The organism is Saccharothrix hoggarensis (assembly GCF_042678885.1).
GTDB classification, from domain to species: domain Bacteria; phylum Actinomycetota; class Actinomycetes; order Mycobacteriales; family Pseudonocardiaceae; genus Actinosynnema; species Actinosynnema hoggarensis.
Window position 1 is genome coordinate 48006 of the sequence record NZ_JBHTLK010000013.1, and the last position, 13679, is coordinate 61684.

The 13679-nt window shown below is 72.8% G+C and carries 18 protein-coding genes and 1 pseudogene; 10 read left to right on the plus strand and 9 right to left on the minus strand.

Going from position 1 to position 13679, the window contains the following annotated elements; all coding sequences use genetic code 11:
- Positions 1–40: 40 nt before the first annotated feature.
- Positions 41–466 (minus strand): hypothetical protein, encoded by a 426-nt coding sequence (locus tag ACFQ3T_RS05040; protein WP_380720306.1) that lies wholly within the window; start codon positions 464–466, stop codon positions 41–43.
- Positions 467–502: 36 nt separating this feature from the next.
- A complete protein-coding gene (locus ACFQ3T_RS05045) occupies positions 503–667 on the minus strand; it encodes a hypothetical protein (RefSeq protein WP_380720309.1) in 165 nt (54 codons plus the stop codon).
- A 59-nt stretch (positions 668–726) separates the two neighbouring features.
- On the opposite strand from ACFQ3T_RS05045, the gene ACFQ3T_RS05050 reads away from it, so the two are divergent.
- Positions 727–891 carry an RICIN domain-containing protein gene (locus ACFQ3T_RS05050; RefSeq protein ID WP_380720348.1) on the plus strand — a complete coding sequence of 55 codons (165 nt, stop codon included), beginning with the start codon at positions 727–729 and terminating at the stop codon, positions 889–891.
- Positions 892–1297: 406 nt separating this feature from the next.
- Here ACFQ3T_RS05050 and ACFQ3T_RS05055 read toward each other — a convergent pair whose 3' ends face one another.
- From ACFQ3T_RS05055 to ACFQ3T_RS05065, 3 genes are all read right to left on the minus strand, one after another.
- On the minus strand, positions 1298–1744 hold the full coding sequence (locus ACFQ3T_RS05055; RefSeq protein ID WP_380720311.1) for an ATP-binding protein: 447 nt from the start codon (positions 1742–1744) through the stop codon (positions 1298–1300).
- A 292-nt stretch (positions 1745–2036) separates the two neighbouring features.
- The gene (locus ACFQ3T_RS05060) at positions 2037–2552 is read right to left on the minus strand and encodes a mycothiol transferase (protein ID WP_380720314.1); all 516 of its coding nucleotides are present in this window, start codon (positions 2550–2552) and stop codon (positions 2037–2039) included.
- A gap of 123 nt (positions 2553–2675) precedes the next feature.
- Complete coding sequence (locus ACFQ3T_RS05065; RefSeq protein WP_380720316.1) at positions 2676–2867, minus strand: DUF2795 domain-containing protein; 192 nt, start codon at positions 2865–2867, stop codon at positions 2676–2678.
- Between the two features lie 278 nt (positions 2868–3145).
- Here ACFQ3T_RS05065 and ACFQ3T_RS05070 point away from each other — a divergent pair, with 278 nt between their 5' ends.
- From ACFQ3T_RS05070 to ACFQ3T_RS05090, 5 genes are all read left to right on the plus strand, one after another.
- The gene (locus ACFQ3T_RS05070; RefSeq protein ID WP_380720318.1) at positions 3146–3763 is read left to right on the plus strand and encodes a flavodoxin family protein; all 618 of its coding nucleotides are present in this window, start codon (positions 3146–3148) and stop codon (positions 3761–3763) included.
- A gap of 296 nt (positions 3764–4059) precedes the next feature.
- On the plus strand, positions 4060–4275 hold the full coding sequence (locus ACFQ3T_RS05075; protein ID WP_141976616.1) for a hypervirulence associated TUDOR domain-containing protein: 216 nt from the start codon (positions 4060–4062) through the stop codon (positions 4273–4275).
- Positions 4272–4580, plus strand: a complete 309-nt coding sequence (locus ACFQ3T_RS05080) for a DUF3140 domain-containing protein (protein WP_380720322.1) — start codon at positions 4272–4274, stop codon at positions 4578–4580. The genes ACFQ3T_RS05075 and ACFQ3T_RS05080 overlap by 4 nt, the downstream gene beginning before the upstream one ends.
- Before the next feature lie 103 nt (positions 4581–4683).
- Entirely contained in the window at positions 4684–7017 is a 2334-nt protein-coding gene (locus ACFQ3T_RS05085; RefSeq protein ID WP_380720324.1) for a phosphoketolase family protein, read from the plus strand.
- Positions 7014–8105, plus strand: a complete 1092-nt coding sequence (locus ACFQ3T_RS05090) for an acetate/propionate family kinase (protein ID WP_380720327.1) — start codon at positions 7014–7016, stop codon at positions 8103–8105. The genes ACFQ3T_RS05085 and ACFQ3T_RS05090 overlap by 4 nt, the downstream gene beginning before the upstream one ends.
- Before the next feature lie 196 nt (positions 8106–8301).
- Here the strand turns inward: ACFQ3T_RS05090 and ACFQ3T_RS05095 are convergent, their stop codons facing one another.
- The 4 genes and pseudogenes from ACFQ3T_RS05095 to ACFQ3T_RS05110 form a co-directional block, all read right to left on the minus strand.
- Positions 8302–8754 (minus strand): PRC-barrel domain containing protein, encoded by a 453-nt coding sequence (locus tag ACFQ3T_RS05095; RefSeq protein WP_380720329.1) that lies wholly within the window; start codon positions 8752–8754, stop codon positions 8302–8304.
- Between the two features lie 70 nt (positions 8755–8824).
- Positions 8825–9256: an ATP-binding protein gene (locus ACFQ3T_RS05100; protein WP_380720332.1), complete on the minus strand. Its 432-nt coding sequence runs from the start codon at positions 9254–9256 to the stop codon at positions 8825–8827.
- A gap of 226 nt (positions 9257–9482) precedes the next feature.
- A complete protein-coding gene (locus tag ACFQ3T_RS05105) occupies positions 9483–9779 on the minus strand; it encodes a hypothetical protein (RefSeq protein WP_380720334.1) in 297 nt (98 codons plus the stop codon).
- 172 nt (positions 9780–9951) lie between these two features.
- A pseudogene (locus tag ACFQ3T_RS05110) lies at positions 9952–11001 on the minus strand (protein kinase domain-containing protein); the annotation flags it as partial.
- Between the two features lie 319 nt (positions 11002–11320).
- Here ACFQ3T_RS05110 and ACFQ3T_RS05115 point away from each other — a divergent pair.
- The 4 genes from ACFQ3T_RS05115 to ACFQ3T_RS05130 form a co-directional block, all read left to right on the plus strand.
- A complete protein-coding gene (locus tag ACFQ3T_RS05115; RefSeq protein ID WP_380720337.1) occupies positions 11321–11569 on the plus strand; it encodes a hypothetical protein in 249 nt (82 codons plus the stop codon).
- A gap of 253 nt (positions 11570–11822) precedes the next feature.
- Positions 11823–12122, plus strand: coding sequence for a hypothetical protein (locus ACFQ3T_RS05120; protein WP_380720339.1), 300 nt, complete (start codon positions 11823–11825; stop codon positions 12120–12122).
- 185 nt (positions 12123–12307) lie between these two features.
- On the plus strand, positions 12308–12682 hold the full coding sequence (locus ACFQ3T_RS05125; RefSeq protein WP_380720342.1) for a response regulator transcription factor: 375 nt from the start codon (positions 12308–12310) through the stop codon (positions 12680–12682).
- Between the two features lie 8 nt (positions 12683–12690).
- The coding region (locus ACFQ3T_RS05130) for a HEAT repeat domain-containing protein (protein WP_380720345.1) at positions 12691–13679 on the plus strand (989 nt) is incomplete at its 3' end.

The window sequence follows — 13679 nt, forward strand, 5'->3', positions numbered from 1 at the left end:
AGGCCGTCTTCGCCGAGGTCCAGCGGACGTCCGAACCCGGCTACGCCGGCATCGTCCTGGGCGACGCGGACGTCACCTTGTGGTGGAGGGGGGCGGTGCCGAAGTCGGTCGCCGCCGTCGTGGAGCGCCAGTCCCGGCGGACCCCGGTCCGTCTCGCCCCCGACGCGCACAGCGCTGCTGAACTGGCCGCCGCGGCAGGGGAGGTCCGGGCCTGGCTGGACGCCAATCCGGACAGCGGGTTCCACGGCGTGAAGAGCCCGGGCGACGGCAGCGGCCTCGTGCTCGCCGCGCACCCGACCGCCGGTGTCCGGGCGAGCGCGTCGCTCACGGCGGTGTCCGACCTCGTGGACGTGCCGCTCAGCGTCCGCCACGAGGAGCCGATGCGCGAGGTGTCCCGGCAGGACGACTCCCCGCCGTGGTGGGGCGGCGCCCGGACCTGGAACCAGACGGCGAGTTCGCTGTGCACCTCGGGGTTCGGTGTGCGGGACGGCGCGAACCGGCGCTACCTGCTCACCGCCGAGCACTGCGGGCAGGTGGGGCACCGCATCGCCGACGGCAAGGGCGAGTTCATCGGCACCGTCAGCGCCGGCCACGACGACCACGACATCGGCCTGATCCCCACCACCAGCGAGAACCGCATGTACGTCGGCGGCGGCGACAGCAACACCGGGGGTCACCGTCGTCGGCTGGGGCCACGTCTTCTCCGACACCGGTACCGCCGACCACCTGTGGCGGCTCAGGCCGAGCACCGACGGCCCGTGGCGCGTGCAGAACAAGAACTCGGGCAAGGTCCTCGCCGTCGACGGCATGTCGCTCGGGGACTCGGCCCAGGTCGTGCAGTTCAGCGACAGCGGCACCCCCGACCACCTGTGGAGGTTCCTGCCCGCGTGACGTCCGGCCGGTGGTCTTGCCTCGTCTGCCGGCGGGGCGACTGGCAGGCGTCACGCCCGATGTACCTGTCGTCGGACCGGCGTGGCGGCGACGTGGTCTGCGTGGCGGACCTACCGGTGGCCACCGGTGGCGCGCCCGACGCCGCGGTCGTCCGACACCTGCCACCGCCTTCACCGAGTGGTCGATGCGAACCGCACCCGGTGTTCCGCCTGGGGCGTCGGGCCGTTGTCGGCATGTGGCGCCGCCGACAACGGCCCGAGGCCGGTGGAAGTCGCGGCTCCGTCCTGCGGCTCGGCGGAGCGCGAACCCGTGCCGCGGTCCATCCCCTGCCGCGCGGGTCCGGTGGCGTGGCCGACAAGGGTGGTTCGCTCTCGTCGTACGCCGGTGTCGCGCAGTCGAGGATGGGTCAACCGGTCGACATCGTGGTGGTGCGCCCGGGTTGGCGAGCCAGAACGGCCCACACCGTCTTGCCCACCGCGTGGCGCACGGCTCCCCAACGTCGGCACAGCCGGTCCACGAGCACCATCCCGCGACCGCGTGCCACCCAGGCCGAAGATCGGCCCACCACCGGCAGGCGCGGCGACAGATCGGTCACTTCCACGCGGATCAGAGCACGGGTGCGTCGCAGCCGCAGCTGCAAGGGGTGCTGCCCGTGCTGGTAGGCGTTGGTCACGAGCTCGGACGCCACCAACTTCGCGTCGGCGATCTCGTCCTCGGTGAGGTCGGCCAGGACCTCGCCCGTCCAGCGCCGAACTCCCGCAAGATCAGGCACCTCGCCGACCAGTTCGAGCACCAGGTGATCGGACGGCTCGGCGGGCCGGGGTCTGTTCGCGGGGTTCTCGTCGGTGATCATGGCTGTCCTCCCTGCCGAAGGTGTGGCGTCGCGGATTGTCTACCCAGACGCAAGATCATCATCACGCTCCGGTGATCACCCGATGCGGTGCAACAACGATCACCGCCCACCCGGCGAGCACTTCGCCGTGCGTCAACGACATCGGGTCGTGTCCCGCTTGCCGGCGCAGAGAAGATCCACGTGCCGAATGACTGGCGTCATCGACCTGTCGGGGTCCAGCCGCCCGTGGGCTCACCTGAGGGCCGACGAGCCCAACGAGGACGGAGGCGCGGACGAGCTGGGGGAACCCGGGTCACTTGCCGGACAGGACGCCGCGCACGAAAGCGGCCTGGCCGACGTGCTGGAGGTCGTCCTCGATGACGCTGAGCAGCCGCACGGCCAGGGTCACGGGTGGGTCCCAGGACTCGTCCACGACGCGGGTCAGGTCTTCGGCGCTCAGGGCGCGCACGTAGGCCGCGGTGCGATCGTGCACCGCCCGGTGGTAGTCGAGCAGCAGGTCGGCGGGTGCGGTGACGGCGGCGACCTGGTCGCTGTCGTGCCCGTAGCCGGTGTCGTCGGTGGGCAGCGGCAGGGCGAAGCGCTTGGCCCAGTGGTCGGCGGTCCAGACCTGTTCGGTGCCGGCGACGTCGCCGACGTGGTCGTCCTGGACGCGGGTGAGGTGCCAGACCAACCAGGCGATCGGGTTGGCGGTGCCGCCGACCCGGTGGGTCAGGTGCTCGGGTGTCAGGCCGTCCAGCACGCGTTCCACGGACTGGCTGATCCGCTGGAACCCGTCCAGCAGCACGTCCGTCGCGGTGACCTCACCCATGAGCGCCTCTCCTCCAACCGTCCTGACCGCAACACCACTCGCCGCTTGCGGCGGGTTCGCTGATCCGTGGAGCGGGTGGCGGGTCGGGAGGTGGGGTGTTCGTCGTCCCGGCCCGCCCCCTCTCTACTTCTGCTGACCGATGGCTTCGCTGATGTCGTTGGGGGAGTTGAAGTCGTCGCGCGGCAGGTCGCGCAGGGCGTCGAGGGTGTCGTCGTCGGCGCCCTGGGAACGGGCGGCGTCGACGATGTCGTCCTTGGTGGCGGGGTAGTCGACACCGGAGAGGAACTTCTGAACCTGGATCGGGTTGAGGGTCATGGGCGCGGCGTACCCCGACCTCGGTCGTCTGCACTTCCGCTTCGCCGCGGGTCACGGGGGGTGTGGACCGTGCAGGGGCCGGGAAGTGCGAGGACGACAGGGCGGTGCACTGCGTGGCGGGTCACCGACCACTCGACCGAGTGAAGATCGTGCGCCAGGGGTTGGTCCCCGCTCTCGTGGCGGGGACGGTCCACCGACGGGCGATCCGCGATCGGGTGGGCCACGGGGCCCCCGACGCCGCGCCGATTGGGGTCGGGTTGAGTGGGTAGGCCCTGTGCATGGCTCCCACGACGTTGACCGCGCTCGCGCTGACCTGCTCCCTCAAGCCCTCGCCCGAGCCGTCGAGCACCGACAAGCTCGCCCGGCAGGTGCTCGACGAGCTGGCCGCGCACGGTGTGGCGGGTGACCTGATCCGGGTCGTGGACCACGAGGTGCGTCCCGGCGTGGAGAAGGACATGGGCGAGGGCGACGAGTGGCCGATGATCCGGGAACGGGTCCTGGCCGCGGACATCCTGGTCCTGGCCACGCCCACGTGGGTGGGTCACCCGTCCAGCGTGGCGCAGCGGGTGATGGAGCGGCTGGACGCGGAACTGTCGGAGACCGACGACGAGGGCCGGCTGCTGACCTACGGCAAGGTGGCGGTGGTGGCCGTGGTCGGCAACGAGGACGGCGCGCACAAGATCATCGCCGATTGCTTCCAAGCACTCAACGACGTCGGCTTCACCATCCCCGCCAGCGGCGGCACGTACTGGAACAACGAGGCGATGACGCCCAAGGACTACATCGAGCTGGAGCGGACGCCCGACCCGGTGGCCTCGACCAACAAGAAGCTGGCGAACAACGCGGTACACCTGGCGCGCCTGCTCAAGCAGGACCGGTACCCGCCCGTCCAGTGAGGCGCGCCCGCGGAGCAGGAGGAAGGCCTCGGCGACCCGGGCTCGTCATTGCCCGACGACCAACGGGACGACGACCCCGGGGCACCCGAGGCCGATAGCGAAGACGCCTGACCGCGAAGACGCCTGACCGCGGCGGCGCGCTCGCCCGTCGGAATTCTTCCCTCGTTTTCACCGCGCAGTCCGCGGCCCTCTCCGGCTGGACGGGGCAAATCGCGCCGGTCATCCCACCGGGTGAAAGTGGCTGACCGGCGTCCCACCGTGGTGCGGGGGCCGGTCGGACGACACAGACTGCGCTCATGGGTGAGGAGAAGTTCGACAAGGGTGACGAGGTCACCTGGTCCAGTCACGGGCAGACGGTGCACGGCGAGGTGGTCGAGGAGATCACCGAGGACACCGAAGCGGCGGGGCGGACGGTGCGGGCCTCGGAGGACGACCCGCAGTACCGCGTGCGCAGCGACAAGAGCGGCAAGGACGCGGTGCACAAGCCCTCCGCGCTGAAGGACGACTCGTGAGCGGCGAGTTCGACCACGCCGTGAACATGACCGCGACCGAGCTGGAGCGGTGGTTGGCCACCGACGAGTCGAAGTCGGTGGGCCAGTCCGACGGCGGGGAGTCGGTCGGGCACGAGTCCGGCAGGCGCATCGTCGAGCTGCTGCGCAAGAAGAAGGGCGAGCTGACCGACGACGACCAGGCGCACATGCGCAAGGTCGTCGGCTACGTCCACCGCCACCTCGCGCAGCGCCCCGACGGGGACGTGGAGCACACGAAGTGGCGCTACTCCCTGATGAACTGGGGCCACGACCCCCTCAAGGACTGATCCCGCGGTCGCGGTCTGTTTCGGCGAGACCGCCCCGGCGGGGAGTCGATCGCGGGCCCGCCGCGGCGTGTGGCCCGGCGGGTCCGGCGGGTAACCCGGTCGCATGACGACCACGGCGCACGCCGCTGCCCGAACCGCTCACCGCTACCGGCGTGCCTGCGACTACGCCGCTGCGGCGATGATCTACCTGAAGGACAACGTGCTGCTGCGGGAGCCGCTGCGGCGTGAGCACCTCAAGCCGCGGCTGCTCGGGCACTGGGGCACGTGCCCCGGCATCACCTTCCTCTACGGCGGGCTCAACGGCCTGGTCCGGCGGACCGGGCAGCGGGCGCTGCTGGTCACCGGTCCGGGTCACGGCGCGCCGGCGGTGCACGCGAACCTGTGGCTGGAGGGCACGCACGCACGGCTGGACCCGGCGCTGTCCCTGGACGGCGCCGGGTTGACCGAGCTGGTGCGCCGGTTCTCCTTGCCGGGTGGCTTCCCCCGCCACCTGTCCCCGGAGGTCCCAGGGGTGATCCACGAGGGCGGGGAGCTGGGTTACGCGCTGGCGACGGCGTTCGGCGCCGCCCTGGACAAGCCGGACCTGCTGGTGGCCTGCCTGGTCGGTGACGGCGAGGCCGAGACCGGTCCCACCGCGGGGTCGTGGCACGCCAACAAGTACCTGTCCCCGCGCACCGACGGCGCCGTGCTGCCGGTCCTGCACGTGAACGGCTACAAGATCTCCTCGCCCACGGTCTACGGCTGCATGGACGACGAGGAGCTCGTGGCCTACTTCAGCGGCGCCGGCTGGTCGCCGTACGTGGTGGACGTGACGCGCACCGACGACCCGGACGCGCTGCTGGCCGAGACGCTGGACCTGGCGCACGCCGAGATCGCCGCGGTGCGGGAGCGGTGGCAGCCGGGTGAGCGGGCGGTGTGGCCGATGCTGGTGCTGCGCTCCCCGAAGGGCTGGGGCGTGCCCGGGCACGACGCCGAGGGCAAGCCGCTGGAGGGCACCTTCCGCGCCCACCAGGTGCCGCTGGGCGGCGTGCACGAGGACGACGCGGAGTTCGCGCTGCTGGAGCGGTGGCTGCGGTCCTACCGGCCCGAGGAGCTGTTCGACGCCGACGGCCGCCCGCACGACGACCTGCTGGCCGGGCTGCCGCCGGAGGAGCTGCGCCTGGGACGTGTGCCCGAAGCCAACGGCGGCCGGTTGCGCCGCGACCTGCCGCTGCCCGATCTCGCGCGGTTCGCCGTGGAGGTGCCCGAGCCGGGCAGCGGGTCGACCAGCGCCACGGGAACGGCGGGGGAGTGGCTGGCGGAGCTGGTGCGTGCCACCGAGGACCGCCGCGACTTCCGCGTGGTCTGCCCCGACGAGCTGGAGTCCAACAAGCTCGGCGCGCTGCTGGACGCGACCGACCGGGCGTTCACCTGGCCGCTGCCCGACACCGCCGAGCACGTCGCGCCCGGCGGGCGGGTCATGGAGGCGCTGTCGGAGCACCTGTGCCAGGGCTGGCTGCAGGGCTACCTGTTGACCGGGCGGCACGGGCTGTTCCCGTGCTACGAGGCGTTCGCCTCGATCGTGGACAGCATGGTCAACCAGTACGCCAAGTTCCTCAAGATGTCCGGCGAGGTGTCGTGGCGGGAGTCGGTGGCGAGCCTGAACTACCTGCTGACCAGCGAGGGCTGGCGGCAGGAGCACAACGGCTACAGCCACCAGGGCCCCGGCTTCATCAACAACCTGCTCACCAAGAAGGCGTCCGCGGTCCGGGTCCACCTGCCGCCGGACGCCAACACCCTGCTGGTCACCCTGCGGGACTGCCTGGCCTCCACCGACCGGATCAACCTGGTCGTCGCGGGCAAGAACGCGGGCGCGCAGTGGCTGGACCTGGACGCCGCGGAGCGGCACTGCGCGGCGGGCGCGGGCGTGTGGGAGTGGGCTTCGACCGGCGGTGACCCGGACGTGGTGCTGGCGTGCGCGGGCGGGATCCCCACCGTCGAGGTGCTGGCGGCGGCGTCGATCCTGCGCGACCGCGCGCCCGACCTGGCCGTCCGGGTGGTCAACGTGGTGGACCTGCTGTCGCTGGCACCCGCCGACCGGCACCCGCACGGTCTGTCCGATGAGGACTTCGCCGGGTGCTTCCCCGAGGGCGTCCCGGTGGTGTTCGGTTTCCACGGCTACCCGTCGGCGGTGCACGAGACCCTGCACGGCAGGTCCGACACCCAGCGCTTCCACGTGCACGGCTACCGGGAGGAGGGCACCACGACCACGCCGTACGACCTGCTGGTCAGCAACGGCATGAGCCGCCACGACCTCGCCGCCGACGCGCTGCGCCGCGCCGGCCACGGCGACGACCTGGCCGAGCGGCTGCTCGTCGAGCGCGACGACCTGCGCGCGGCGGCGCACCGCGACGGCGCGGACCCCGAGGAGATCACCGACTGGCGGTGGGGCTCGTGAGCACCGTCCTGACCGTCAACGCCGGCTCGAACAGCCTCAAGGCGCACCTGGTCTACACCGGCAGCGAGGAAGTCCGGGATTCCGTCGACGTCGAGGGCTCGCCGGACTCCGAGGAAGCCAGCCGTGCCCTGGACGACCTGCTGGACGGCGCGGACGACGTCGCCGCCGTCGGGCACCGGCTCGTGCACGGCGGCCCGGACCTGCGCGCACCGACCCCGGTGGACGACGACGCCATCGCCGCGGCCCACCGCGCCGAGGAGTTGGCGCCGCTGCACGTGCCGCCCGCGCTGCGGCTGCTGGACGTGCTGCGCGAGCGACTGCCCGACGTGCCGCACGTGCTGTGCCCGGACACCGCGTTCCACGCCGACCTGCCCGAGGTCGCCGCCACCTACCCGCTGCCCGCCCGGTGGCGCGAGCGGCACGGCCTGCGCCGCTACGGCTTCCACGGCCTGTCCTACCGGTGGGCGCTCGACCGGGCCGCCGAGGTCCTCGACCGGCCCGCTGACCGGTTGAGCGTGCTGATGACCCACCTGGGCGGTGGCTGCTCGGTGTGCGCGGTGCGCGACGGGCGCAGCGTCGACACCTCCATGGGCTTCACACCGCTGGAGGGCGTGGCGATGTCGAAGCGCTCGGGCAGCGTCGATCCCGGGATGCTGCTGTGGTTGCTGCGCAACGGTCTCGACCTCGACGCCCTCGAACACGGTCTCAACCACGAGTCCGGCCTGCTCGGGCTGTCCGGCGGCAGGTCGGGCGACACCCGCGACCTGGTCGCCGCGGCGGGAGAGGACCCGGAGGCCGCACTGGCGCTGCGCGTGTTCGCCCACCGCGTGCGGCGCGAACTCGCCGCCGCGGCCACCTCGCTGGACCGGATCGACGCGCTGGTGTTCACCGGCGAGATCGGCTGGGACCAACCCGAGGTCCGCGCCGACGTCGTAGCCGGCCTGTCCCTGCTCGGCATCCCCGGTGACCTGACCGCCGAACCGGACGGCGACGGACCGGTCACCCCGCCCGACGCTGCCGTTCCGGTGCTCGTCGTGCGACCGCGTGAAGAGCTCCAGCTCTGCCGCGACACCCTCGCCGCGCTGTGACCACCCTCGCCGCGCTGTGACTACCGTCGACGTTCGGGAACGTGGTCTCGAACGCCCGAGTCGCGGCACCCGGTGCGGTGGCCCGGCGGCCGTCATCGGCTCCCGCCGACACGACAGCGGACACGGGGGCGGCTGACGCCGCCGCACGGTGCTGCCCGCGATCCGGTCCCCCGGATCGCGGGCACCGCCTGGAGGGTCAGAGCATCGGCGGGACCAGCCGGTAGCTCTCGCTGTAGTAGTCGCCGGCGCGTTGGCGGTAGCCGTCGCGGTCGGCGTCGTTCGGGTCGTACTCGGGGGCGTCCTTGATCTGGTCCTTGGTGCGGTCCACGAAGACCTTGCGCTCCTCGTGGTCGACCCGCTGCACGGTGCCGACGGGCAGGACGACCTTGCGGCCGAAGATCCACGGGCCGGTGTCGACCATCAGGCAGTCGGCGGGGACCTCGGCGTTGTCCTCGTCGACCTTGCCGATGGCGCCGTCGGTGGCCTCCACCGCGTAGCCGATCAGACCGGTGTCGGGGCGCTCCCCGGTACCGGCGGCGTCGCGCCCGCGATCGGGGCCGGTGTCACCGCCGGGCAGCCAAGTGGGATCGCGCCACGCCCAGGGGGCGAACAGGAACGGTTGCATCTCGGCCTCCGCGGTCGGGGTCACGTCAAGGACGGACTACCCACGACCGCGGCACAGGACACGGACTCGTGCAGCGGCGCCGAACGCGGTGGACTCATCCGTTCCCCGCGCAGGGAATCCAGCCCTCCTGATCACAGGAGATGGTCGCCCACACGGTCTTGCCGCCGTCGGGCAGCGGGGAGACGCCCCACTTCCAGGACAGCTTGTCCACCATGATCAGGCCCCTGCCGCGGGTGTCGGCGAGCCGGGAGCGTCCGACGACGGGTTGGTCCGGCGAGGTGTCGTCGACTTCCACGCGCACCCGGCACGGCACCCGGCCGCGCCGCAGGCGAACGCCGTAGGGACTGCTGCCGTGCTCGTAGGCGTTGGTCAACAACTCGGTGCTGATCAGCAGCACCGCTTCCAGGTGGTCGTCGTCCAGGTCCGCCAGCGCGGTGGCCGTCCACCGCCGGACTTGCACCAGAGGAGGCATCTGCTCGGTCGTCAAGCCCAGGACCAGCGGCTCGGGATCGTTCTCGACGCTCACGCGACCGCCTCACGGTTGCCGCCCCGCGTGGTTCGCCGAGGCGCACCGGACAGCCCGGCACCCCACCGTAGACCTGAGCGGCCACACGACCAACCGGCATCACGGTCGTCTCCGGCAGGGGCGCGCCGCGCCCGACGTGCGCTCGATCCGATCAGCCCATGACCACGGACGACGTGACCCCGGCGACCTCCACGCGACGAGCGCGGATCCGATGACCGGCGGTTCGTCAGCACGCCGGGCGCATGGCCACCGGTTCCCCGTCAGCCTCCGCGGTGTCGGACGAGGTCGTGTCGCGCTGCGGGGTGTCGACGCGGGACTCCGCGCCCTCGTGGCCGCGCGGCAGGCCGAAGCGGGCGGCCAGCTCGTCGTAGATCGGGGTCGCGACGGCGATCGGGGTCGCGACGGCGTCGGCGGGCGGCTCGGTGCTCGTCCGAGTGGGAGTCGCGGTGCCGTTGCGACCGGCGGGGGAAGTGTCGCCGCGGTGCTCGACGGAACCGTCGACGGGGAGGTTTTGGCTGCTCATCGCTGTGGTCCCTGGTCGATCGATGGGGCATCCCGGTCAGGACTGCGCCGGACGCGGACGCGTCCTGGCATCCACTGTTACCCCGATCGGGTGGTCCTCAACCCTGGCTGTTCGCACCCGGGCGCGAGGACGTGACGTCGCGCCGTTCGCAGGCCGACCTGTGCGGCGCCGGCTACTTCTTGCCCTTGCCGGGTGGCTGCGGCTTGTCCTTCTGCTTCTTCGCACCCGGTTCCGCGGCCGGAACCCCGGCGGCTGGTTGCCGCCCGATCTCCGGGACGGCCGGAGCGGGGGTGGCGGTGTCGACCCCTGCGGCGGGTTGTTCGGTCGGAGCCGTCACCGGTGCCGCGGTCTGCGGTGGCGCGGTGGTGACGGGGACCGTTGTGGTGGAGGACGTGGTGGTCGCGGAACTGCCGGACGTCGGCGTCGAGTTCACCGGTTGAGCCCCGGGGGCGATCGCCCACGCGACGCTGACCGCGCCCAACAGCGCCGCGGCCGAGGCCAGGAGCGCCTTGCGCGGCACCCGCGCCGAGCGCGGCGCCTCCACCGGGACGGTCTCCGCGACGGGGACCGGAACCGGGACGGTGTCATCGACCGTGTTGGGCTGCAGAGCGCGGGCGCAGTCGAGGGCGGTCGGCCGTTGATCGGGGGCGGTGGCGGTCATCGCCGACACCAGGCTCGCCAGGTCGGCCGGCAGGTGCGCGGGGATCGCGGGGGAGCGGTGCAGGCGGGCGACGGCCGCCTCGACCTCGCTGCCGGGGAACTCGCGGTGGCCGGTGAGGCACTCCAGCAGGACCAGGCCGAGGGCGTAGATGTCGGCGGGGTGGTCGACGTCGCCGCCGCGGACCTGCTCGGGGGCGAGGTAGGCGGCGGTGCCCACCATCTGGTCGGTGCGGGTCAGCCGGGTCGCGCCGGGCAGGTGGGCCAGGCCGAAGTCCGCCAGGTACGGCTTGTCCCGGTCGTCGAGCAGGATGTTGGACGGCTTGACGTCGCGGTGCACGACACCCCGCGCGTGCACGTGGGCCAAGGCCTCGGCCAACTCCGCGCCCAGCCGCCGCACCCGACGCGCCGGCAACGCGCCGTCGGCGATCTCGTCGCGCAGGGTGCGTCCCTCGATGAGCCGCATCACCAGGAACGGCATGTCGCCGCCGGTGCCGGCGTCGTGGACCGGGACCAGGCCGGGGTGCGACAGCCCGGCCAGCGTGCGGACCTCCGCCTCGAACCGGTGCCGGGCCGTGGCCGTCCCAGCCGGGCCGGAACACCTTGACCGCCACCTGGCGACCCAGCACCACGTCCTCGGCGCGGTAGACCTCGGCCATCCCGCCGACGCCCACCGACTCCAGCAACCGGTAGCGACCCGCCAGCAGGCTGCCGTTCACCGTCAGTGACACCGCCACACCCTTCACCGCCCGACCCGATGCCTGCGGGTGCCCTGACGCGGAGACGCGAAACCGGTTCGGGAAGGCACGTGTCGTGGTCGTGACAGGCGGGGGCCGCCCGCACGGCAGGGGTTCGGCGACGAACCGCCCGGTTGAAATGCATCGGTGAGCGATGGTGTCGGGTCGCCGGGGTCGGCCTTGGAGGACCACCTCGCCGTGACCGACCCGACCGAGGTCCGCTCCGCGGTCCGCCGCGCTGTGGCGAGGCTGCGCGGGCAGCTGGCGGCCATCAGGGACGAACTGCCCCCGAAGTCGACGGGCTCGGTCCGACCGCCGGGTGAGCAGGAGTCCATCGGCGGAACGAGCCGAGGTCCCGGCGCGCCGACGCCGACCGCTCCGGATCGTGACGGCTGACGTCATCACACCGCTGTGTCGGCACCTCTTGATAACGTCCGCGCGCTCGCGCGTGCGGGTTCCGCAGCGGAAGGGGTGTGGCGTGCCGGTGGAACCGGCTAGGAGTCATCGTGCCGTGGTGCGTCATCGCGTGAACTTCTGGGCGCGTACCTCGCCGGGTGAGGCCTCGTTCGAGTACCGGGGTGCCGTGCCGTGGGAGGTCCGGCGTCCCGCGAACGGAGAACCGGCCGTGCCGCACCGGCTTCGGTGCGTCGTGTGCGCGCGTGAGTTGACGTTCACCGTGCACAGCGTCGCGGCGACGGAACGCAGGCGCGCGCGGTGGCGGTGGGGCGTGTGGGCGGGCGGTGTGCTCGTGGTGCTCGGGCTGGTGGGTCTGGTCTCGGGGAGTCCCGGCCTGGCGGTGGCGGGCGGTGCGGCGGCGGTCGCCGGGGTGCTGGCCGGCGTGTTCGCCAGGGCCGGTGGTCTCGGGGATGCCGGGGTGACCGGTCACGGGAACGGCCTGCCCGGAGTGCTGCCCCAACACGCGGTCGTCCTGGACCCGCCTCATCCGTGACCCCGGTGCGCTCCTGCCCCGATCCGGTCGGTGGAGCTCACGACGTGGTCGAACCAGCAGCCCGTGGGTCGCGGAGGCGTCGGGACCGCGGTTCGTCCACCTAGTCCGTTCGGCTGTGAATTGATGGACTGAAAGGGCTAGTGCGAGGGTACTTCGGGGGCGACACCGAGAACTCGGGAGTTCCGATGACCACCGTGCTCGTCGCCGACGATGACGCCGATGTCCGGGACGTCGTGGTGTTCAAGCTCCAGCAGTCGGGCTACGACGTGCTCGTCGCCGAGGACGGTGCCACCGCCCTGGCCCTGGCCCGCGACGCGATGCCGGACATCGCCGTGCTGGACGTGATGATGCCCCGGATGACCGGGTTGGACGTCTGCCGGGAGTTGCGCGCGGCGGAGGCCACCGCCGCCATACCGGTGATCCTGTTGACCGCCCGCGCCCAGGAGGGCGACGTCGAGGGCGGGTTCGCCTGGGGCGCGGACGACTACCTCACCAAACCGTTCAGCCCCCGCGAGCTGGCCAGTCGGGTTCGCGCCGTCCTGGCCCGCAGTCGGCGATGACGTCGCCCGTGTCCCCGTCGGTCGACCGCGAGGTGCTGGTCGTCGCGGTGGTGTGCCTCGCCGTCGCCCTCGTCGTCCTCGCGCTGGCAGTGCTCGCCGGTCGGTGGTGGCTCCGGGTCGCGGAGGCGCGCCGGGCGCGCCTGGTGGCGTCGGCTCGTCCGTGGCTGGTCCGGTTGGTCGCCGGAGACGGCACGGACCCCGTGGTCGTGGAACGGCTGGTCAACGTGGACGCGCGCACGTGGCGCGCGGTGGAGCCGGTGGCCGTCGCCATGCTGGGCAAGGTGCGCGGCGAGGCGCGCACGGCCGTGATCGGTCTGCTCGAACGGCGCGGTTCGGTGGAGCGGGCGATGCGCGGAGCGCACCGGCGCAGCGCCGTGGTGCGCGCCAGGTCGGCCCACCTGCTCGGCGCCGTGGGTGGACCGGGGGCGACGGCGCAGCTCATGCGGCTGTTGGACGACCGGGACCCGGAGGTGCGGGCGGTGGCCGTGCGCGCCCTCGGTCGGTTGGCCGACCCGACCGCGGCGGTGGCGCTCGTGCACGGTCTGCACCGCACGCCCCCGCTGCCGCAGCACCTGGTCATGTCCGCCCTGCGGCAGATCGGCCCGGAAGCGGTCCCACCGCTGCTCGACGCGGCGGGTCAGGCCGACGACCTCGTCCGCGCCCAGGTCGCCGAGGCCCTCGGCCTGATCGGCGCGGTGGCGTCGGCGCCCGTGCTCGTCGCGATGCTGCGCACCGACCGCTCCACGGAGGTGCGCCTGCGCGCGGCCCGTGCCCTCGGGCGCATCGGCGCTCCTCTCTCGGTCGAAGGCGTCATCGCCGCCACCTCCGCTCGCGAGCCGCTCCCGCTGCGGGTGACGGCGACCGAGGCATTGGGCGCGCTGGGGGCGCGGTGCGCCGTTCCCGTGCTGGCCGACCTGGTCGACGACCCCGCGCACTGGGTGGCCCACGCGGCCGCCGTGGCGCTGGCCGCGGGCCGACCCGACGGCGTCGCCGCGCT